General features: G+C 68.0%; 16 protein-coding genes and 4 pseudogenes. 6 read left to right on the top strand and 14 right to left on the bottom strand.

What is annotated here, in order from left to right:
* From ABTZ59_RS32440 to ABTZ59_RS32450, 3 pseudogenes are all read left to right on the top strand, one after another.
* Positions 1–212: pseudogene (locus tag ABTZ59_RS32440) on the top strand (transposase family protein); the annotation flags it as partial.
* A 149-nt stretch (positions 213–361) separates the two neighbouring features.
* Positions 362–552, top strand: a pseudogene (locus tag ABTZ59_RS32445) (IS5/IS1182 family transposase); the annotation flags it as partial.
* A gap of 100 nt (positions 553–652) precedes the next feature.
* A pseudogene (locus tag ABTZ59_RS32450) lies at positions 653–1,792 on the top strand (IS701 family transposase).
* A 281-nt stretch (positions 1,793–2,073) separates the two neighbouring features.
* Here the strand turns inward: ABTZ59_RS32450 and ABTZ59_RS32455 are convergent.
* The 4 genes and pseudogenes from ABTZ59_RS32455 to ABTZ59_RS32470 all read right to left on the bottom strand — a co-directional run.
* Positions 2,074–2,439, bottom strand: a complete 366-nt coding sequence (locus tag ABTZ59_RS32455; protein WP_351422063.1) for a DUF2255 family protein — start codon at positions 2,437–2,439, stop codon at positions 2,074–2,076.
* 117 nt (positions 2,440–2,556) lie between these two features.
* A complete protein-coding gene (locus ABTZ59_RS32460) occupies positions 2,557–3,555 on the bottom strand; it encodes an aldo/keto reductase (RefSeq protein WP_351422068.1) in 999 nt (332 codons plus the stop codon).
* A gap of 266 nt (positions 3,556–3,821) precedes the next feature.
* Positions 3,822–4,871, bottom strand: a complete 1,050-nt coding sequence (locus ABTZ59_RS32465; protein WP_351422073.1) for a zinc-binding dehydrogenase — start codon at positions 4,869–4,871, stop codon at positions 3,822–3,824.
* Between the two features lie 866 nt (positions 4,872–5,737).
* Positions 5,738–6,004 (bottom strand): annotated as a pseudogene (locus ABTZ59_RS32470) (hydantoinase/oxoprolinase N-terminal domain-containing protein); the annotation flags it as partial.
* A 292-nt stretch (positions 6,005–6,296) separates the two neighbouring features.
* On the opposite strand from ABTZ59_RS32470, the gene ABTZ59_RS32475 reads away from it, so the two are divergent.
* From ABTZ59_RS32475 to ABTZ59_RS32485, 3 genes are read left to right on the top strand one after another with little or no spacing between them, the layout of a single operon-like run.
* Positions 6,297–7,631, top strand: a complete 1,335-nt coding sequence (locus ABTZ59_RS32475; protein ID WP_351422080.1) for an MFS transporter — start codon at positions 6,297–6,299, stop codon at positions 7,629–7,631.
* 36 nt (positions 7,632–7,667) lie between these two features.
* Positions 7,668–8,453, top strand: a complete 786-nt coding sequence (locus tag ABTZ59_RS32480) for an SDR family NAD(P)-dependent oxidoreductase (RefSeq protein ID WP_351422091.1) — start codon at positions 7,668–7,670, stop codon at positions 8,451–8,453.
* Positions 8,454–8,472: 19 nt separating this feature from the next.
* On the top strand, positions 8,473–9,375 hold the full coding sequence (locus ABTZ59_RS32485; protein ID WP_351422095.1) for an NAD-dependent epimerase/dehydratase family protein: 903 nt from the start codon (positions 8,473–8,475) through the stop codon (positions 9,373–9,375).
* A 47-nt stretch (positions 9,376–9,422) separates the two neighbouring features.
* On the opposite strand, the gene ABTZ59_RS32490 is transcribed toward ABTZ59_RS32485, so the two are convergent.
* From ABTZ59_RS32490 to ABTZ59_RS32535, 10 genes are all read right to left on the bottom strand, one after another.
* The gene (locus ABTZ59_RS32490) at positions 9,423–9,959 is read right to left on the bottom strand and encodes an MFS transporter (protein WP_351422265.1); all 537 of its coding nucleotides are present in this window, start codon (positions 9,957–9,959) and stop codon (positions 9,423–9,425) included.
* A gap of 221 nt (positions 9,960–10,180) precedes the next feature.
* On the bottom strand, positions 10,181–11,377 hold the full coding sequence (locus ABTZ59_RS32495; protein ID WP_351422099.1) for an RNA-guided endonuclease InsQ/TnpB family protein: 1,197 nt from the start codon (positions 11,375–11,377) through the stop codon (positions 10,181–10,183).
* 188 nt (positions 11,378–11,565) lie between these two features.
* Complete coding sequence (locus ABTZ59_RS32500) at positions 11,566–12,348, bottom strand: enoyl-CoA hydratase/isomerase family protein (RefSeq protein ID WP_351422102.1); 783 nt, start codon at positions 12,346–12,348, stop codon at positions 11,566–11,568.
* Positions 12,341–12,628: a hypothetical protein gene (locus tag ABTZ59_RS32505; RefSeq protein ID WP_351422106.1), complete on the bottom strand. Its 288-nt coding sequence runs from the start codon at positions 12,626–12,628 to the stop codon at positions 12,341–12,343. Before ABTZ59_RS32505 ends, ABTZ59_RS32500 begins: the two co-directional genes overlap by 8 nt.
* A 294-nt stretch (positions 12,629–12,922) precedes the next feature.
* Positions 12,923–14,863, bottom strand: a complete 1,941-nt coding sequence (locus ABTZ59_RS32510; protein ID WP_351422110.1) for an acetoacetate--CoA ligase — start codon at positions 14,861–14,863, stop codon at positions 12,923–12,925.
* Positions 14,863–15,270: a Zn-ribbon domain-containing OB-fold protein gene (locus ABTZ59_RS32515; RefSeq protein WP_351422113.1), complete on the bottom strand. Its 408-nt coding sequence runs from the start codon at positions 15,268–15,270 to the stop codon at positions 14,863–14,865. The genes ABTZ59_RS32510 and ABTZ59_RS32515 overlap by 1 nt, the downstream gene beginning before the upstream one ends.
* A 4-nt stretch (positions 15,271–15,274) precedes the next feature.
* On the bottom strand, positions 15,275–16,396 hold the full coding sequence (locus ABTZ59_RS32520; protein ID WP_351422116.1) for a thiolase family protein: 1,122 nt from the start codon (positions 16,394–16,396) through the stop codon (positions 15,275–15,277).
* On the bottom strand, positions 16,396–17,589 hold the full coding sequence (locus ABTZ59_RS32525) for a CaiB/BaiF CoA transferase family protein (protein WP_351422119.1): 1,194 nt from the start codon (positions 17,587–17,589) through the stop codon (positions 16,396–16,398). Before ABTZ59_RS32525 ends, ABTZ59_RS32520 begins: the two co-directional genes overlap by 1 nt.
* Before the next feature lie 5 nt (positions 17,590–17,594).
* Positions 17,595–18,371: an enoyl-CoA hydratase/isomerase family protein gene (locus tag ABTZ59_RS32530; protein WP_351422122.1), complete on the bottom strand. Its 777-nt coding sequence runs from the start codon at positions 18,369–18,371 to the stop codon at positions 17,595–17,597.
* Complete coding sequence (locus ABTZ59_RS32535; RefSeq protein WP_351422128.1) at positions 18,368–19,570, bottom strand: acyl-CoA dehydrogenase family protein; 1,203 nt, start codon at positions 19,568–19,570, stop codon at positions 18,368–18,370. The genes ABTZ59_RS32530 and ABTZ59_RS32535 overlap by 4 nt, the downstream gene beginning before the upstream one ends.
* Positions 19,571–19,640 lie beyond the last annotated feature (70 nt).

Here is a 19,640-nt window from a genome sequence, read left to right on the forward strand (position 1 = left end):
GCAAGCTACGACCAGGCGCGACGCTCCCATTCCTCGAGCACAACGAACGCCTGCGGCACGAGCACTCCTCACAACGCATCACGGTCGAACACGCCCTCGCCGACCACAAACGCTGGAAACAGCTGACGCGCTGGACCCACCGCCGCGACCGTCTCCCCTACACCTACCAGGCCATCGCCACCCTGGTGTCCGACCGCAATACCACCACCTGACGGGCGCCACGACCAGGGCAAGCACAACTCACCCGCTATCACGCACCAACTCGTAAGTCACCGGTATTATTGAGGCTAAGGGACGGGGGGCGCTCGATCGCAGCCGCCCACTGAGTGAAGCCGTGATAGCTCTGTCCATACATCCCGCGCTGCTCGACGCGGTTCCGCCGATCCGGGTGCTTCGAGGACGACCTCGCCGCAAGCCGCGGCACCTGTATGCCGACCGGGGCTACGACTTCGACCAGTACCGCCGCCCATTATGGAAGCGCGGCATCAAGCCGATGATCGCCCGACGCGGCGTGGCCCACGGCTCGGCAAGGTCCGTTGGGTGGTGGAACGGCACAAGGTTCGCTCGATGACCCACCTTCGACGTCCTAATACTGCAATCACAGTTATGGGGTCTGGTGTGATTGAGTGTCGTGGTGTCTGTGGATCTTGGTGTGCGTCAAGTCGAGTCTTGGCGTGATGTGTTGGCGGGGTTACACGCCCGGTTCGCGTCGCGGTTTGCCCGCTCGGAGCCGCGGGGCCGGTCGCTGGATTACGTGGCTGGGCTGGTGGCTCCGCTGGAGCGCAAGAACGGCTGGTCGCTGGCGGAACGAGCCGGTGAGGCGCATCCGATCGGGATGCAGCGGCTGCTGGGCGAGGCGGACTGGAACGCTGACGGGGTCCGTGATGACGTCCGTGACTTCGTCATCGAGAGTATCGGTGACAAGGACGCAGTGCTGATCGGTGATGACACCGGGTTCCTGAAAAAGGGAGTCCGCTCGGCCGGGGTGCAGAGGCAGTACTCCGGCACCGCAGGCCGGACCGATAACTGCCAGATCGGCACCTTCCTCGCCTACGCCTCCGGGCGGGGGCGGGCGTTGATCGACCGGGAGTTGTAACTGCCGAAGTCCTGGACGGACAACCGGGAACAGTGCCGGGCGGCCGGAGTCCCGGACGATGTGCCGTTCGCCACGAAGATCGAGCACTTCCAGGCCATGCTCCAGCGCGCTCTGGATGCGAAGGTGCCCTTCGCGTGGGTGACCGCAGACGAGGCATACGGGCAGGTCAAGCGACTGCGGTACTGGCTGGAGCAGCGTGCGGTCGCGCACGTGCTAGCGACCAAGGTCAACGACACCGTCATCACCACCCGGGGCGCCGAGGTCCGGGTCGATGCCCTGGTGGCCGGCCTGCCGCGGCAGGCATGGAAACGCGTATCGGCAGGGGGCGGCGCCCACGGGCACAGGTTCTACGACTGGGCCCGGGTGCCGATCCGGATCTGGTGGGAGAACGGCTTCGGCCACTGGGTACTGGCCCGCCGCAGCGTCAGTGACCCGACCGAGATTGCTTACTACGTCTGCTACGGCCCGGCCGGCACCCGGCTGAGGGACCTGGCCCGGGTGGCCGGAGCCCGCTGGCAGGTGGAGGAATGTTTCCAGGCCGCAAAGAACGAGTGCGGCCTGGACCACTACCAGGTCCGCCGCTACGACGCCTGGTACCGGCACATCACCCTGTCCATGGCCGCACTCGCCGCACTGACCGCCATCCGCGCCCAAGAACGGTCAAAGGGGGCAGTGATCTCGGACAAACCCGCCTGATACCCCTGTCGGTCGCGGAGATCCGGCGCCTGATCGGACTTCCCCTCCGCCCACAACACCTCACCCCGACCCACCATCTGCACTGGTCATGGTGGAGACGACTCAGTCAGGCCCGAGCCCGCCACAGCCACTACAAACGCCGAGGCCATACCCCATAACTGTGATTGCAGTACTAGCTAGGTCAGGGGGTCTATCAACGGCGCCATGAGTCAGCGTCGGAGGAATGCGAAGGGAGCGCTGCCTCTTCCGCCTGAGAACGTGAAGCACCAGGCGAGCGGTGGCTATCGGGGCTCGATGCGCAGGGTCGTCTCGGTAGCTTCGGCGCTGGTGATCGAGCGCGTGGCTGAGCCGTTGCCGTACTTGGCGAAGTAGGCCGCGTCGATCGCCTGGTCGTGGGTCGAGTCGGGGATGTAGCTGACATCACGGGACTGGCCGCGCCAGCTGATTGCACCCTCGTGGTGGCGCGCGACGCCCTGGTACCACTTGCCGCCCGTGCCTCTCACCGAGCGGACGTAGGGAGCGCCGCCGACCACGACGTGCCAGACGATCACGAGCGGGCGCAGCGACCCGTCGTCGCGGCGTCCCGAGACTCGGATCTCTCCGGCGCGCTCGATCACGCGCAGATCCTCTTCGGACCACGTGCTCATGTGCTTCTCCTTCACGGGACGTGTTCCAACCAGAATCGCTGGGGCATGCAGCGGGAAACAGGTTCGTCCAGCACCTGTCCACGTGCGCCCCGCCCGATCGCCATGCTGCCGGCTGGATCAGTAGCCGGACTCGGAGCCGTAGTAGGTGGGCTTTCGTGGCGTGTAGTGCTCCTCGAGCGCGGCCACTTCGTCGTCGCTGAGTTGGACGTCGAGGGCGGCAACGGCATCGGTGAAGTGGTGCGGCTTGGTGGCCCCGACGATCGGTGAGGAAACGACCGGGTTGCGCAGCACCCAGGCCAGGGCGACCTGCGCCATCGGGATGCCGCGGGCTTCGGCAATCTGCTGCACCGCGTCGACGGTGCCCTTGTCGCTCTCCAGCCACAGCGGGGTGCCTGACGAGTCGGTCAACGGGTTGGCCTTGCCGCGGGTCGTGGACTTCTCGCCCCACGGGCGTGTGACGAGCCCCGCGGCAAGCGGGGACCACGGGATTGCTCCGACGCCCTGGTCGGCCAGCAGCGCGTACATCTCCCGTTCCTCCTCGCGAGCGACGAGGTTGTACTGGTCCTGCATGGAGATGAACTTCGTCCACCCGTACAGCTCGGCGGTGTACTGCATCTTGGAGAACTGCCACGCCCACATGGATGAGGCACCGATGTAGCGGGCCTTGCCCGCCTTCACGATGTCGTGAAGGGCCTCCATCGTCTCCTCGACCGGGGTGTTCGGGTCGAAGCGGTGGATCTGGTAGAGGTCGATGTAGTCCGTACCGAGACGCATCAGGGAGGCGTCGACCTGTTCGAAGACCGCGCGCCGCGAAAGGCCCGAGCCGCCGGGGCCTTCGCCCATCGGGGCGAACAGCTTCGTGGCGATCACGACATCCTCGCGCTTCGTGTACTTCGTGATGGCCTCGCCGGTGATCTCCTCACTCGTGCCGCGCCCGTAGATGTTCGCGGTATCCCAGAAGGTGATGCCGAGCTCGACGGCCTGCCGGAAGATCGGCTCGGCACTGGCAGCGTCGAGCGTCCAGGCGCCCTGCCTGCCGCCAGTGGCAAAACTCATGCAGCCGAGTGCGATCCGGCTGACCTTCAGGCCGGACGTTCCGAGTCGCGTGTATTCCATCGTGTCGATCCCATACTTTCTGTCGTGACGGTCTGGGCCTTAACTGTGCTGAACCGTTGCCGAAGGCGCGGCGGCGCTTACAACCCGGTCGGAGCGAGGCCTGTGCAGGGCCTTCAGCGCTGCCGCCTCCGCATCGGTCAGCTGCGCCGAGCTGCTCGACGGCGGGCATGGGTGGGATTCCTAGTGAAAAGCGGTGCCGTGCTCGGGCGGGGCGCAGAGGACGTCCGTCCGCCGGCGAGGGCTGGTCGCCGACGGACGGGGCAGGGCTACGGGGTGACCATCACCTTCAGAGCGGTGCGGTCGTTCATGGCGGCGTAACCCGCAGGTACCTCGTCGAGGGTCACGGTGCGGTCGAAGACCTTGCCGGGGTTGATGACGCCGTTCAGGACCTGCTGGATGGCCGGCTCGAGATAGGCACGCACGGGGGCGGGGCCGCCCGCGAGGCGCGCGTTCTTGCCGAACAGTGAACCGAAGCCGATCGGGGCCTCCTCGTACTGGGGCACGCCCACCCGAGAAATGATGCCGGCGGGGCGGACGATGCCGTAGGCCTGCTCGTAGGCGTTCAGGTAGCCGACGGCCTCCAGCACCGCGTGCACGCCCTCGCCGTTCGTGAGGTCGAGAACCTGCTGCACGCCGTCGGCGCCGCGCTCGGCGATCACGTCGGTCGCGCCGAACTCGACGCCCAGGTCGGTGCGGGCCTTGTGCCGGCCCATCAGGATGATGCGTTCGGCGCCGAACTGCTTCGCGGCCAGGACGGCGGACAGACCGACCGCCCCGTCGCCGATCACGGCGACGTTCTGGCCCGGCTTGACCTCGGCCATGTGGGCGGCGTGGTAGCCGGTGAGATACACGTCCGACAGAGTCAGCAGCGAGGCCAGCAGGCCCTCGTCCGCGGCGGCCGGGTTGACGCTGGGGACCTTTACCAGGGAGCCCTCGGCCTGCGGCACGCGGGCCAGCTCAGCCTGGAGGCCGGCAGCCTGGGGGGTGCCGTACCAGCCGCCGTGGATGCAGGCGGTCTGGAAGCCTTCACGGCAGAACACGCACGTGTTGTCGCTGAACGCGAAGGGGACGATGACGAAGTCGCCCTTCGTCACGGTCTTCACCTCGGCGCCGACCTCCTCGACCACTCCGATCAGCTCGTGCCCCATCGACAGACCGCCGGGGGTGTCGGGCAGCGAGTGGTACGGGTGCAGGTCGCTTCCGCAGATGCAGGCGCGGACGGTCCGCACGATCGCGTCGGTCGGGAACTGAATGACCGGGTCTGCGACGGTCTCAATGCGCACGTTGCCGGCGCCGTACATGAACGTTGCCTTCATGAGGTTTTGTGGTGTCTTCCTGTTCGGATAAGAGAGGTGACCGTTCCTGCGGCGGTGGGCGTGTCCCCGCAGTGGTCTGCGGAAGCGCCCTCCGGTGGATCATGTCCAGGAAACAGCCACCTGCGCGGGCGTGGGAGTCCCTGCTCTTCCAGGTACTGTCATTACCTCCCTCCCATCAAACGCGGCCATGGGCGGTTCATCACCTTGAGCGCGGTGCGGTCGTTCATGGCCGCATACCCGTCCGGCACCTCGTCGAGGGTGACTACGCGCTCGAAAACCTTGCCCGGGTTGATCGTTCCGGCGAAGACCTGACCGATCGCGTCGGGGGGTAGGCGCGCACCGGGCGACTCCGCCAGTCAGGTGTGCGTTCTTGCCGACAGCGACCCGATACCGATGGGAGACTCCTCGTACTGTGGTGCGCCGAGGCGGGAGATGATGCCGCCGGGGCGCACGATGCCGTAGGCCTGCTTGTAGGCTGGCTTGAGGCCGTGGCCTCCAGCACGATGTGCGATCCCTCGCCATTCGTGAGATCAAGGACTTCCGCGACGCCGCGTTCGGCCACGACAGCACCGAAATCAACGCCCAGGTCGGTGCGGTCTGTGTGGCGGCCGATGAGGATGATCCGCGCGGCGCCGAGCTTCCGGCAGGCGAGCGCCGCAGACACGCCGACCGCGCCGTCACCGATCACGGTGACGGTCTTGCCAGGCTGGACCGGTCCGGCAGGGCCAGCAATGAGGCCAACACCCCCGCATGGTCACCGGGTCGCGCAGGCTGCCGTCGCCGCGCTCGGACTCCGGGTCAAGTTATGGCGCCAACTCAATGCAGCGCAGTTCGTCGTCAGTCCATCCGGATGGTCATTCGCGCCTTCAGTACTCGGCCGTGCGGACTGAGACTGAGTCGGGCACCCGCCACGAGACGCCGTAGGAGGTGGGAGATGAGGAGGTCCCGCGGAAGCCGGCGGTGGTGAAAAAGGCCGTGCGTGCCGCGTTGCCCTCGACAACGGCGTTGGTGGAACGCGTCGTGCCGTAGTTGAACCGCACCGTTTCCGCGATCAGCTGGTCCTTTGGTAGGGCCAGACGGTCACTGCTCTCGGTCGGCGCCTCGGACACGGCCAGGAACGCTCGCTCCTTGGTGGTGAGGGCTCGCCAGGGTGACCAGCTGAGTCGGCGCCCACCACGTCGGTGAAGGTCTCTCCGGTGTCAACGGAAATTGTGTACACAGGTATGTCCACTCATGCCCGGGTGAGACGGCGCTGCCACGGAACCCGCCACGGCGTCTGGCGGCAGCGACACGGAAAGCAGATTGTCAAGCACAGATTTGTCCAGCACTTGACAGTCATGTAAACGGCGCCCTATACATCTCCTCAGCGGGCCCCGGAGCCCGTCCGCACGACCCGACACCGCAGCCGGACGTGAAGGAGCTCGGATGACGCAGAACCACCCGGCCCCGCCGGTGGGGGCGCAGCAGTCGGTCCCGGCCGGGCCACCTTCGATGCGCCGGGTAGCGGTGGCGAGCTTCGTCGGCACATTGATCGAGTTCTACGACTTCCTGATCTACGGATTCGCCGCCGCACTGGTGTTCAGCCAGGTGTTCTTCCCGGCGCTCGGGCAGTCCGCAGGCACGGTGGCCTCGTTCGCGACACTCGGCGTCGCTCTCGTCGCACGCCCCATCGGCAGCATCCTGTTCGGACACTTCGGGGACCGGCTGGGCCGCAAGCGCACGCTGGTTACGGCGCTGCTGTTGATGGGCGCCGCAACCGTGCTCGTCGGCTGTCTACCCACCGCCGGCCAGATCGGGGCGCTCGCGCCGATCCTCATCGTGATGCTGCGCGTCCTGCAGGGCATCGCAGCCGGCGGCGAGTGGGCGGGAGCGGTCATGTTCGCGGCCGAGCACGCCCCGAAGCACCGGCGCGGCTTCTACGCGATGATCCCGCCGTTCGGTGGCGGCTGCGCGCTGGCCCTCGCACCCGCGGTCTTCGCGATCACCAGCGCATCGATGGGCGACGAGGCGTTCCTGTCCTACGGCTGGCGGATCCCGTTCCTGGTGAGCATCGTGCTGGTCGCCGTCGGCCTGTACGTGCGGCTGAGGATCGAGGAGACGCCCGTCTTCCAGGCCGAGACCGCCCAGCGCGGCGTCTCCGCACATCCGTTCGCCGAGGCGATCCGCAGCCAGCCGAGAGAGATCATGCTCGGCATCGGCTTGGTGATCACCGTGCCCACGTTCTCCTACCTGGGCGCCACCTACCTGCCGAACTACGCCACCACCCAGCTGGGTCTCGGGCGCACCCCCGTCCTCGTCGCGGGCATCGTCGCCGGCGTCCTGTACGCCGCGAGCATCCTCGTCGGCGGTGTGGTCGCGGACCGCTTCGGCAGGCGGCGCACCCTGCTGGGCGCGAGCGCCGCGGCGATCGTCTGGGCCGTGGCGCTGTTCCCGGTTCTGGGCATCGGCACGATGACCGCGTTCGCCATCGCCCTCTGCATCACCTTGGTCATCGCGGGCGTCGCACTCGGGCCTGTGGGGGCGGTGCTGTCCGAGCTGTTCCGAACGCGCTACCGGTATACGGCGGCGGGCTTCAGCTACAACGTCGCCCAGATCTTCGGCGGGGCAGTCCCGCCGCTCATCGCGGCGCCCATCATCGCTGCGTCCGGGGCATTCGTATTCAGCCTCGTCGTCGCGGCGTTCTGCCTGGTCAGCCTCGTCAGCATTGTCCTCCTGCGGGAGACCGCGAACCAAGACCTTGCGGACGTCACCGCTCACTGACGGTCGCCGCTCTTTCAACGAAGGGAGGTCTGAAGTATGGACAGCCGCTTCACGGGACGCACCGTAATCGTGACCGGGGGCGGGCGCGGCATCGGCCGCGCCGTGACAGAACGACTCGCGCGCGAGAGCGGACGAGTCGCCATCTTCGACGTCGACGCCAGCAGCGGCGCCCATGCCGCGAAGGAGTTGCGGGAGGCCGGACTCGACGTCACGTTCCTGGGGGTCGACGTCACCGACACCGCCGCGGTCGAGTCCGCGGTCGCACGAGTGGTGGACGGGCTCGGTCCGCCGGACGTGCTGGTCAGCAACGCCGCCCTGGTCCGCACCACGGACTTCTTCACCGCGTCCGCGGACGAGATCGATGAGATCCTCTCGGTCAACGTCCGCGGCGGGCTCGTCGTCGGCCGAACAGTGGCCCGAGCCATGATCGACGCCGGCCGGACGGGGGCGATCGTGAACATGTCGTCAATCACCTCGGCCCAGGGCTCCGCCGAGATGACCGCGTACTCGGCGTCGAAGGGCGCGGTCTCTGCGATGACCCGCTCACAGGCTGTCGCCCTCGCCCCGCACGGCATCCGGGTCAACGCGGTGGCACCCGGGACGATCACGACCGAGAAAGTCGCCGAGATCTACGCGCAGGAGACGCACCTGCGTCGACAGGTCCTCTCCCGCACCCCGCTGCGGCGGCTCGGGTCCCCGGCCGAAGTGGCCGCGGTCGTTGCCTTCCTCGCCTCGGACGACGCCTCGTACCTCACTGGCCAGGTCCTCTTTCCAGACGGCGGCCGGCTCGCACTCAGCTACACGGTCGATGTCGACGACTGATCACGACAGGAGCACCAGCATGACCACCATGATTTATGGCGGGAGCGGCTTCATCGGCCGTCGGCTCGTCGATCTGCTGACCGCACGGGGCGAGAAGGTCGTCACTGCGGACATCGCGCCACCCCCGGGCGGCACGTCCGACAACTTCGTCCGCTGCGACCTCCGCCGCTTCGACGAGGTGATCACCAGCATGCTGACCGTTCGGCCGACCCGCACCATCAACCTGGCCTACATGCTGGGCAGCCACCACGCTCCACACGTCGCGCTGCAGCTCAACGTGGTCGGCATGGACAACTTCTTCGAGGCGTCGCGGCAGGCCGAGGTCCAGCACGTGGTGTTCGGCAGCTCGCTGGCGGTCAACGGCAGACAGACCTGGTTCGGAGAGCGGTTCGTCACGGAGGACGATGAACTGCACGGCGTGGACTACCAGTACGCAGTGCACAAGGTGTTCAATGAACGCCAGGCCCAGGACTACCGGGAGAAGCATGGCCTGCGGATCACTGCGATCCGCCCGGCCAACGTCACCGGGCACGACAAGGTGTTCGGCTCAGTCGACCACGTCCAGGTGATCACCAAGCCCGCCGCAGGCGAGTCGCTGACCCTCCCCTACGCCGACGCGATGCGCTGCCCCGTGCACGTCGACGACGTCGCTGAGGCCTTCGCGCGGATCGCGCTGACGGACAATCCCCAACACACGGAGTACAACACCGGCGGCACCGCAGTGAGCCTGGCCGAGCTGGCCGGGATCGTGAAACAGTACGTGCCGACGGCAGACGTTCGGTTCGAGCACGAGACCGGCGGCAAGGCCGACTGCACGAACTACCTCATCGACAACACTCGGCTACGAGACGAGTTCGGTCTCATCCCGCGGGACGCGCGGGCCTGCGTGACGTCGATCCTCGACGCCCTGAAGAAGAAGTAGCCGCGCTCGTGCGAAGGGATACCGGGATGATCCCGGTATCCCTATTTTTATCGCGTTCGAAGCCAGGAAGAACAGCAGCACTGCGGAAGCGGCAAGCAGCCCCAGACCCGAAGGGAGCCCCACCCCCATTCGTGGGCCTGCTCCAGGGGCAGTACCAATGCCAGCAAGCCCGCGACCAGAAGCAATCCGCCGACAGGGTCGACACGGCCGACAATGGGCTGGTGTGACTCACGCACCAGCAGGACGATGCTCGTGAACGAGACCAGCCCCAGGGCAAAGCTGATCCACATCAGGGACTGCCACTCCCAACTCTCGGCGACCAGGCCGCCCAGCGGCAGACCGAGAGAGCTGCCGACACCCAGCAAGGCACTGACCACGGCGACAGCCCAACCAGCCCTCTGCGCCGGCAGCAGGGCGGCCAGCAGACTGATCCCCAGCGGGATCACCGCCATAGCCGCGCCCTGGCAGGCCCGGCCGAAGATCAGTACCGGCAGGCTGTCGGTGACCGCGTCAACGAGGCAACCGACCGTCAACAAAATCAGAGCGGCCAGGAGCATCCTACGTTTCCCGTAGAGGTCGCCCAGGCGTCAGCCGCGAGTCGACCGGGGATCCCGGAGGTCAGCTCGATCTCGCAGACCCGCAGGCCGTCGTAGCACTCTGCCGTGAAGTGCTCGAACAGCCCCTCCTCGTGGATCGCTGAAAATCACCACGTACTGCGAACCCGCGGTGCGGGCGTCGTAGACGACCGGACCACCTCCACCCGGGCAGCACGGTTGACGCTCCCCTCCCTGAAGGGAGGGGATTCTTACGGCTCGCGCCGTGAGACTTCCTGTTTCATCGCCGACTGCCCGCCCGGAGTGTTCCGTTGAGGTCTTACACCAGCTCCGCAGGCTGTAACCGCCCGTCCGGCGGCCAGCAAGTTCTTCGCTGCGTTCACGTCCCGGTCGTGGGTCGTTCCGCAGTCGCACGTCCAGGTGCGGACGCTGAGCGGCATCCTGCCTTGCAGGGTGCCGCAGGTGGAGCAGATCCTGGGGGAGGGGAACCAGCGGTCGACCACGATCACTTCGCGGCCGTACCAGAGGGCCTTGTACTCCAGCAGGCTCCGGAACTCGGACCACGCCGCATCGCAGATGGCGCGGGCGAGTGTGTGGTTCTTGACCATGTTGCGAACGGTCAGGTCCTCGATCACGAGCGTTTGGTTTTCGCGCACGAGCCGAGTGGTGATCTTATGCAGGTGGTCGCGGCGCCGGTCGGCGATCCGGGCGTGGATCCTGGCGACCTTGAGCCGGGCCCTGGCCCGGTTCGCCGAACCCTTCGTCTTCTTCGCAAGGGTGCGCTGGGCCTTCGCCAGTCGGGCACGGTCTTTGCGCTCGTGCCGGGGGTTGGCGATCTTCTCACCCGTGGAGAGGGTCAGCAGGTGGTCAAGGCCCGCGTCGATACCGACCGCCGTGTCCTTGGCGGCCAGTGGCTGCACGGTCGGGTCGTCGCACAGCATCGACACGAACCAGCGTCCCGCGCCGTCGCGGCTGACGGTCACCGTGGACGGCGTCGCACCCTCGGGAAGCGGTCGGGACCAGCGGATGTCCAGGGGTTCCGACATCTTCGCGAGCGTCAGCTCCCCGTCGCGGAAGAGGAATGCCGAGCTGGTGTACTCCGCGCTGGCGCGGGACTTCCGCCTGGACTTGAAGCGCGGGTACCGGGCCCGCTTGGCGAAGAAGTTGGCGAACGCTCCTTGCAGGTGCCGAAGGCACTGCTGGAGCGGTACGGAGGAGACCTGGTTGAGGAACGCGAGTTCCCTGGTCTTCTTCCACGCGGTCAGCATCGCCGAGGTGGCGTTGTAGTTGACCCGCTCCTGACGGATCATCCACGCCTCCGTCCGGGCGGCGAGCGCCATGTTGTAGACCTTGCGCACGCACCCGAACGTGCGCGACAGCTCCGCTGCCTGCACATCAGTCGGATAGAAGCGGTACTTGAACGCCCGCTTCACCCACGTCGCGGTCACGCTCACAAACTAGTGCGACCACGCGTGAAGATCAAACCTGCGGGTCAGGGCACGGTCTTTCGCCCTGGCGGCGGAACCCCGCTCCACGCCCTGCTCCGCAGGAGTCCGTTTCCTCTCCGCCCTGAAGGGCGGAGTATCCACGGAGGAACCAGATGAACGGCCGCGCAACGCGCGGAGTCCGCGCACACTCAGCCGAACAAGGGCGTGCGCTTCTCAAGGAACGCACGGATCCCCTCCCTTCCGTCCGGCCCTGCCACGGCCCTGGTGATCCCGTCCGCCTCAGCTTCCAGGTGAGCGGCGAAGTCCCGACGGGGCGCACGCAGCAGCACCTTGGTCGCGACCGCGGCGCTGCGCGATCCGGCGGACAACTGGCCGACGAGTTCCTCGGTCTCCTTTTCAAGGGCCTCCGCAGGCACCACTCGGCTGACGAGTCCGAGCCGCTGGGCTTCCGCCGCGCCGAGGGGCCTGTTGGTGAGCAGCAGGTCCATGGACACTGCCGAGCCTGCTCGGGCGAGCTGCCACGAGGTGCCGCAGTCTGGCGTCAGGCCTGCCGCAGTGTAGGCGGCGACAAACTTCGCAGACTCGCTCGCGAGCACGATGTCCGGGGCCAGCGCTATCCCGACACCGCCTCCGGCGGCGGTTCCGCCCACCGCTCCGACCACTGGCACCGGCACCTCGGCAAGGGCCGCCAGCGCGGCGTGGATTCCGCCCGCCACCCGCCGCACCGGCTCCACGGGATTGTCCGCACCGGCGAATGTGCTCAAGTCGCCCCCGACGCTGAAAATGCGGCCTTCGGCCGTGAGCACCACAACCCGCGCGCCGTTCTTGACCGCCTGCCCGGCGGCCGACGCGGCGGTCGCGAACGCCTCGGCCATGGCGATGTCGAAGGCGTTGGCGGCCTCCGGACGAGCCAGGACGATGCGGGCGACGCGGCCGTCGCAGCTGTAGTGGATGCCGTCGGCCTCAGCCACGAACGAACTCCTTCGCCAGGCCGGGCAGCGTGCGCCCGGCAAAATCCTCGGCCTCAGCCATGATCGCGGTGGCAAGCTCCGCGCGCGTCCCCACCGGATCGATCACCCCCTGGGGCTGTCCGACCCGCCATATATCGCCGTCCGTCGTTCCCCGCTGGGGGACCCGCTCGTCGCCCCCTTTTGCATCCGCCGCCGCAACCCGGACATCCGCGGTCGGCGCGAGGCCCGTGCCCCCGCCCGCCACAGCGCGGTCGACCGCCGCGACGGCCGGGAACGTCATCCGGGCGCGCCCGGTCACGGCAGCGGCCCGGTGCCTGACGCGCCGGCAAGTCCGCCGCGAGCATTGTCGTGAGCCCCTCGGCCAGGTCGCGGTCGAGTCCGGCACGGAAGCCGGCGCCCACACCCGTGAATACAGGGCCCGGATATCCGGGGCTGCGTCGACCTCCCGCTGCAGTGCCACGAACTCGTCGAAATGGTGAAGGTCATGGCATGACGCCGGGCCGGCCGATCCGGGGTCGCGAACGCGACCCCGGGTTCCGGCGCGGGCAGTCGAAGGGTGGAGCACCACACGAGCTCAGCCGCTGACCGGCGCGGCGGGCCGCAGCGCTACGTAGGTGTCGAGCGATGCCGGGTTTGACAACGCCCCCGGGGCGGCCACCTGACTGGGCTCGGCGCCCCGCAGGATCTTCTTCACCGGGACCTCGAGCTTCTTGCCCGACAACGTCTTCGGTACGCTCGGCACCGCGTGCACCTTGTCCGGGACGTGGCGCGGTGACAACTGGGTGCGCAGGGCACGGCGGACCTCGTCCTCGAGCCCGTCGTCCAGCCGACGGCCCTCGGTGGGCACGACGAACAGCAGGAGCTGACCCGCGTCCCCGTCGACCGAGTCCAGATGGACCACGAGGCTGTCCGCGACGCCCTCGAGGTTCTCCACGACACGGTAGAACTCGGCCGTCCCCAGCCGGACGCCGCCCCGGTTCAGCGTGGCGTCGCTGCGCCCGCTGATCACGCAGTGCCCATCGGGGTGGATCGTGATCCAGTCGCCGTGTCGCCAGACTCCGGAGTACTGCTCGAAGTACGTGGAACGGTACCGCTCCCCCGTCGTGTCGCCCCAGAACTCGATCGGCATGGACGGCATGGGCGCGGTCACGACCATCTCACCGACCTCGCCGATCAGCGGCTTGCCGTCGTCGCCCCAGGCCTCGACCTTGCAGGCGAGCTGACGGCAGGCGATCTCACCCGCGCGCACCGGCAGGAGCGGGGCACCGCCGACGAACGATGTGCAGACGTCCGTGCCTCCGGAGGTCGAGTTCACCCGGATCGACGGGCCAAGCTGCTCGTAGAGCCACTCGAAGCCTTCCGGGGGCAGCGGTGCGCCCGTGGAGCCGACCTCGCGGATCCGGGACAGGTCACCCGCCGCCGAGGGGGCAATCCCGGACTTGCGGCACTGCATCAGGAACGGCGCGCTGACGCCGAAGTACGTGACCTCCATGTCCGCCGCGAGCCGCCAGAGCGCGGAACCACCGGGGTCGCCGTCGAACAGCACGATCGTCGCTCCCACGAGCAGGCCGCAGACTTGCAGGTTCCACATGACCCAGCCGGTGGTGGTGAACCAGAGGTAGGTGTCGCTGGGCTTGAGGTCGTGCGCGATGCCCTGCAACTTGTGCAGTTCCAGGGTCACTCCACCGTGCCCGTGCACGATCGGCTTGGGTGGTCCGGTAGTGCCGGAGGAGAACAGGATCCACAGCGGGTGGTCGAATGGGACTCGCTCGAACGCGAGCTCTCCCACCGCAGGGAGGAGCTCCGCCCAGTTCCCCTCGTCGTACAGGTACGGGATCGTGACGAGGCGGTCCCGCAACCCGAGCGCGTCGGCGATCCGAGCGATCTCCTCGCGGCGATCGATGTCCTTACCGCGGTAGCGGTAGCCGTCCACCGCGACGACGAGGCTCGGGACGATCTGCGACCAGCGGTCCAGCACATTAGGCACGCCGAACTCCGGCGGACAGGCCGACCAGATCGCGCCGAGGCTGGTAGTGGCCAGCATCAGCACCAAGGCCTCCGGAATGTTGGGCAGATAGCCCACCACCCTGTCGCCCTTCCCGATCCCCCGCGCACGCAGGCCGGCCCGGGCTCGTCCCACCTGCTCACGCAGTTCGGCGACGGTCAGGGCGGAGTCGGGGCGCGCCTCCGAGCGTGCCTTGACCACCACCTCGTCGTCGGCGCGGCCTGCGAGGCGGAGCATCGCCTCGGCGTAGTTGAGCTGGACGTCCGGGAACCACGTCGAGAACGGCATCACGGGATCGGTGAGTACCCGCTCGCGCGACCCCGAGTGGGGGATGTCATAGAAGTCCCACAGGGTCGACCAGAAGCCGGCGAGGTCTTCGACCGACCACTCCCACAGCGCCTCGTAGCCTGGCAGTGACCGGCCGGTGCGCTGCTCGGCGAGGGTGGCGAGCCTGCCCATCTGCGTGGTCTGCCGGACATCCGCGGGGGGTGTCCAGAGCATGCGGGCCATCAGGAGCTCCCGGCGGGGACGAAGACGGGGATCCACTCGCCACCGTCGTGTCTGATGTCCACCCGCAGCGCCAAGTCGATCCCGGGGGTCCGGTCGCCCAGCTCCAGCGGGGCGATCATCCGCGGGCCCTCGGCCAGCTCGACCACCGCGACCTGGTACGGAATCTTGTCCTCGAAGAACGGGTGGTAGGCGCGGCGGTAGGTCACCCAGGACACCAGGGTGGCGGCACCGGAGGCCTCGACCCATTCCCATTCGGTGGACAGGGACACGGGGTCCTCGCTCCGCGGCGGCAGCCACGCGTTGACCGCGGATCGCTGAAAGACGAGCTTGCCGTCCGCCAGTTCGTCGTGGAAGTGCTGCTCGAGCTCGGTGCGCTCGGCGACCGGCCGGGTGAGGGTCTCGTTCATCTGGTCACCGTCCGAGGATCAGCGTCGAGTGGGTGTGCATGGTTCCGCCCTGGTTCGCGATGATCGAGGTGCACGCGCCGGCAACCTGCGAGGTCGACTGCCCACGCATCTGCCGGACGGCCTCGATCACCAGCTGCATCCCTGGCATTCCGGTCTCCGACAGCAGGCCACCGGAGGTGTTCGTCGGAAGCACCCCACCGACCTCCAACGCACCGTTCTCAACGAACTTGCCGCCCTCGCCCGGCGCGCAGAACCCGTAGTCCTCAAGGATCTGCAGCACGGTGATCGTGTAGCAGTCGTAGAGCTGCGCCACGTCGATGTCCTTAGGCGACACACCCGCCATCCGGAACGCGGTCGCCGCCGACGCGGTCGCAGCGGTCGAGGTCAACGACGGCCGCAGCTCGATGTCCCACGAGGTCTGGCCCTGCCCGAACCCGAGGATCGGCACGGCGTCGTCCAGTCCCATCTCCTTCGCCCGTTTCGCGCTGGTCACCACAACCGCACCGCCGCCGTCGGACACCAGGCAGCAGTCCGCCCGGTGCAGCGGTTCCACGATCCAGCGGGACTCCTGGTGCTCTGCGATTGTGAGCGGCTGCTGGATCTGCGCGCGCGGGTTCGCGGCCCCGTGCTTGCGCGCGGCGACGGCGATCGCGCCCAGTTGCTCGGACGTCGTGCCGTACTCGGCCATGTGCCGCTGCGCGAGCATCGCGTACTGGGCCGGGACGCCGAACCAGCCGTAGATCCCGTTGGCGCCCGCTGAGGTGTAGGCCTGCCGGGTGCCCGAGCGCGGGTTGTCCGCGTTGGTCACCAGGGCAACCTCGCACACGCCTGCCTCGACCGCCATCGCGGCCATGCCGATCATGCTGGCGGGCGCGGCCCCGCCCTGGTCCCAGGCGCCGCCGACCTTCGGCATGAGCCCCATCGCCTCCGCGAGCTTCTGCCCATAGAAGGACTCCGGCTTCGAGGTCGGGTACTTCACATACAGCGCGTCGACCATGCCCTTGTCGATCTTCGCGTCCTTGAGCGCCCGCCGGCACGCCTCGATGTTCATCGAGATCGTCGAGCGACCGGGCTGCCTCTCGAACGACGTGTGCCCGACTCCCGCGATCACGGTCTTCCCGCGCATCAGATGATCTCTCCTCGCCTCAGCTCCACGAGTTGCTCGTCCGTGTAGCCGAGCACCTCGGCGAGCACCGTGTCGGTGTGCTGGCCCAGCCGTGGGCTCGGGGCCAGGTCCTCCCTCTCAGCCTTCCCGAAGCGCAGCGGGCTGTGGTTGACAGTGAGCCGTCCCAGGTCTGGATGATCGATCTCGCGGAGCATGCCGCGGGCCCGCATGTTCTCGTCCGCGACCACCTCGGGCAGCTCCTTGACCGGCGCGTACGGGACCTTGACCGCCTGCAGCGCCGCGACCAAGTCCTCGCGCTTCTGCGTGAGGGTCCAGCCGGAGACCAGCACGTCGAGCTCGTCCATCCGCTGCACCCGGCCGCCGAGGGTGACGTACCGCTCGTCCGCAGCAAGCTCGGCGCCGCCGATCAGGGTGGCCAGGGACTGCCAGTGCTTGTCGGTGACGCACAGGATGGCGATGTAGCCGTCCGAGGCCTCGTAGACGTTGTACGGCGCCTCGGCGTTGCCGGAGTGGCGATTGCCGGTGCGCCACACGCCGTTGTCGTTCGTGCCCGCATAGACCAGGCCCAGCGCCGACATCAGTGCCGGGTAGGTGGCCTCCTGCATCGTCACCTCGACGGCCTCGCCGCGGCCGGAGTGCTCACGGGCGAACAACGCTGTCGTGATCGCCGCGTACAGGTGCACGCCGGCCATGAAGTCGCATATCGCGGGCCCGGCCTTGACCGGGGCGCGGTCCGGGAAACCCGTCGTGCTCATCACGCCGACAATCGCCTGCACGGTGAGGTCCATCGCCGGGAAGGACTGGTAGGGGCCGTCCTGGCCGTAGCCGGAGACACTGCCGTACACCAGCCGGGGATTGATGTCCCGCAGCGCGGTGCAGCCCAGTCCGAGCCGGTCCATGACGCCCGGCGCGAAGTTCTCCAGTACCACGTCCGACTCGGCGACGAGAGCGCGGAAGACCGCCTTGCCCTCCTCGGTCTTCAGGTCCAGCCGGAGCCCGCGCTTCTGCGAGTTCAGCACCGCGAACGGGTATGCCCCACCACCGACGGCGGCTCGCCTGCGCAGGTTCTCCCCACCGGGCGGCTCCACCTTGATCACGTCCGCGCCCGCCGCGGCTAGCAGGAACCCGGCGTACCCGCCGGCGTAGATCTGGCCGAGGTCGAGGACCCGCACTCCTTTGAGCGGCCCGTTCACCAAGGTCACCGTCCCTCGAACTTCGGCGTCCGCTTCTCGGCGAACGCCTTGGGGCCCTCCTGCGAGTCGTGGCTCGTCTTCAGCACGCTCGTCATCGCCTGTTCCATGCGCAACCCCGTCGCCAGGTCGACGTCGCGCGAGCGCAGCACCAGCTCCTTCGACGCCTGCACGGCGAGTGGGCCGTTGGCCGCGATCCGGGCCGCGTAATCGCGAGCGGTGTCCATGAGCTTGTCGGCGGGGACGACCTTGTTGACCAGCCCCCACCGCTCGGCCTCCTGCGCGGTGATCGGGTCACCGGTCAGGAGCAGTTCCATGGCGATGGCCTTCGGCAGGTTCTCCAGCAGCCTCTGTGTGCCGCCGTTGCCGGCGAAGATGCCCCGCTTGACCTCACTGAGACCGAACGTCGCGTGCTCGGCTGCCACCCGGATGTCAGTGGCGAAGAGCAGCGTCATCCCGCCGCCGAGGCAGTAGCCGTTGACTGCGGCGATGATCGGCTTCCAGACCTCGAGCCCGCGGTTGAGAATCTGGCCCTGCTGGGTCTTGAAGAAGTGCTCCGGCTCGGGCCCGTTCGTCAGAAAGCTCTTGATGTCCGCGCCGACGGAGAAGGACTTCTCCCCCGCCCCGGTCACGACCGCCACCCGGATGTCGTTGTCGTCCCGGACCCGGATCCAGGCCTCGGACAGCGCGTCATAGGCAGCCCGGTCCATCGCGTTGAGCCGCTCCGGACGGTTCAACACGATCGTGGCCACGCCTTCGGCGTCGACCTCCATATCGACGCTCACTTGCGGCTCCCCTTGAGGATGTCACGGGCAATGACCATGCGGTGCACCTCGGAGGGGCCTTCCCCGATCCGCTTGATCCTCATCTCGCGATACCAGCGCTCGGTGGGCATCTCCTTGGCAATGCCGAGTCCGCCGAGGATCTGCACGGCTCGGTCGACGACCCGGTCGGCGGTTTCGGTGGCGTAGACCTTGGCAGCGGAGGCGTCGACCTTGAAGTCCTGCCCCAAGTCCGCCTTCCACGCCGCCTGGTATGTCAGCAGGCGAGCGGCACGCAGCTCGATCTCGGAGTCGGCGATCATCCACTGGATCGCCTGCTTGTCGGCCAGCAAGCTGCCGAAGGACTCGCGGTTCTTGGCGTGCTCGATGGCGAGGTCGATGGCCGCCTGTGCGACGCCGATGACCGCTGCGGCGTAGGTCACCCGGTTGTTCACGAGCCAGCGCTGGGCCAGCGCGAATCCGCGGCCCTCCTCGCCGAGCATCCGCTCGGCGGGCACGCGGACGTCTTCGAAGGTCAGCTCGCAGGGCGACCAGGACCGGATGACCGGGATCTTGCTCATCCGCAGCCCGGGCGCGTCGGCGTCGACGATGAAGCAGCTGATCGAGCGGCCGCCGGGCTCGTCGCCGGTACGGGCGAACACGATGCCCCATTCTGACTCGGCAGCCTTGGAGATCCAGGTCTTCTGACCGTTGATCACCCAGTCCGAGCCGTCCCGGCGGGCCCGGGTGCGGATCGCCCGCGCCGGGTCCGCGCCTCCGGAAGGCTCCGAGATGGCCACGAATGTGTGTGTGCCCGACTCGACGGTCGGCACCGCCCAATGCTTGATCTGCTCCTCGGTGCCGTCATAGATGACGTTGGGCGGATCCCAGCCATATGCGCCCGCGGCGGGCACGTACGCGCCCATCCGGCACTGCGACGACTGCTCCGCCACGATCACCTGCGAGAGCAGGTTGAGCCCGGCGCCGCCGTATTGCGTGGGCGACTCGACGCACCAGAGACCCGCCTGCTTCGCCTTGCGCTGCAGCGGCTCCAGGACATCCTCGGGGAGGTGCCAGGCGTCGGGGTCGCCGAGCGCGTCTTCTGCAGGACGGATCTCGTTCCGCATGAACGACCGGACCGTGGCCCGGAGATCGCGCAGCGGCTCTGGAAGTTCCCAGGCCCCGAAGCCGTCAGCGTCGGATCGGGTGATTGCTGTGGACACCGCTGTCTCTCCTCACATCGGCCGTGACGTGAGGCGTCGGGCGGCGCCGCCTCTGTTGATGCCGCCCGGG

Origin of the sequence: Streptomyces sp. NPDC094034 (assembly GCF_040303865.1) — a bacterium.
Lineage (GTDB): Bacteria > Actinomycetota > Actinomycetes > Streptomycetales > Streptomycetaceae > Streptomyces.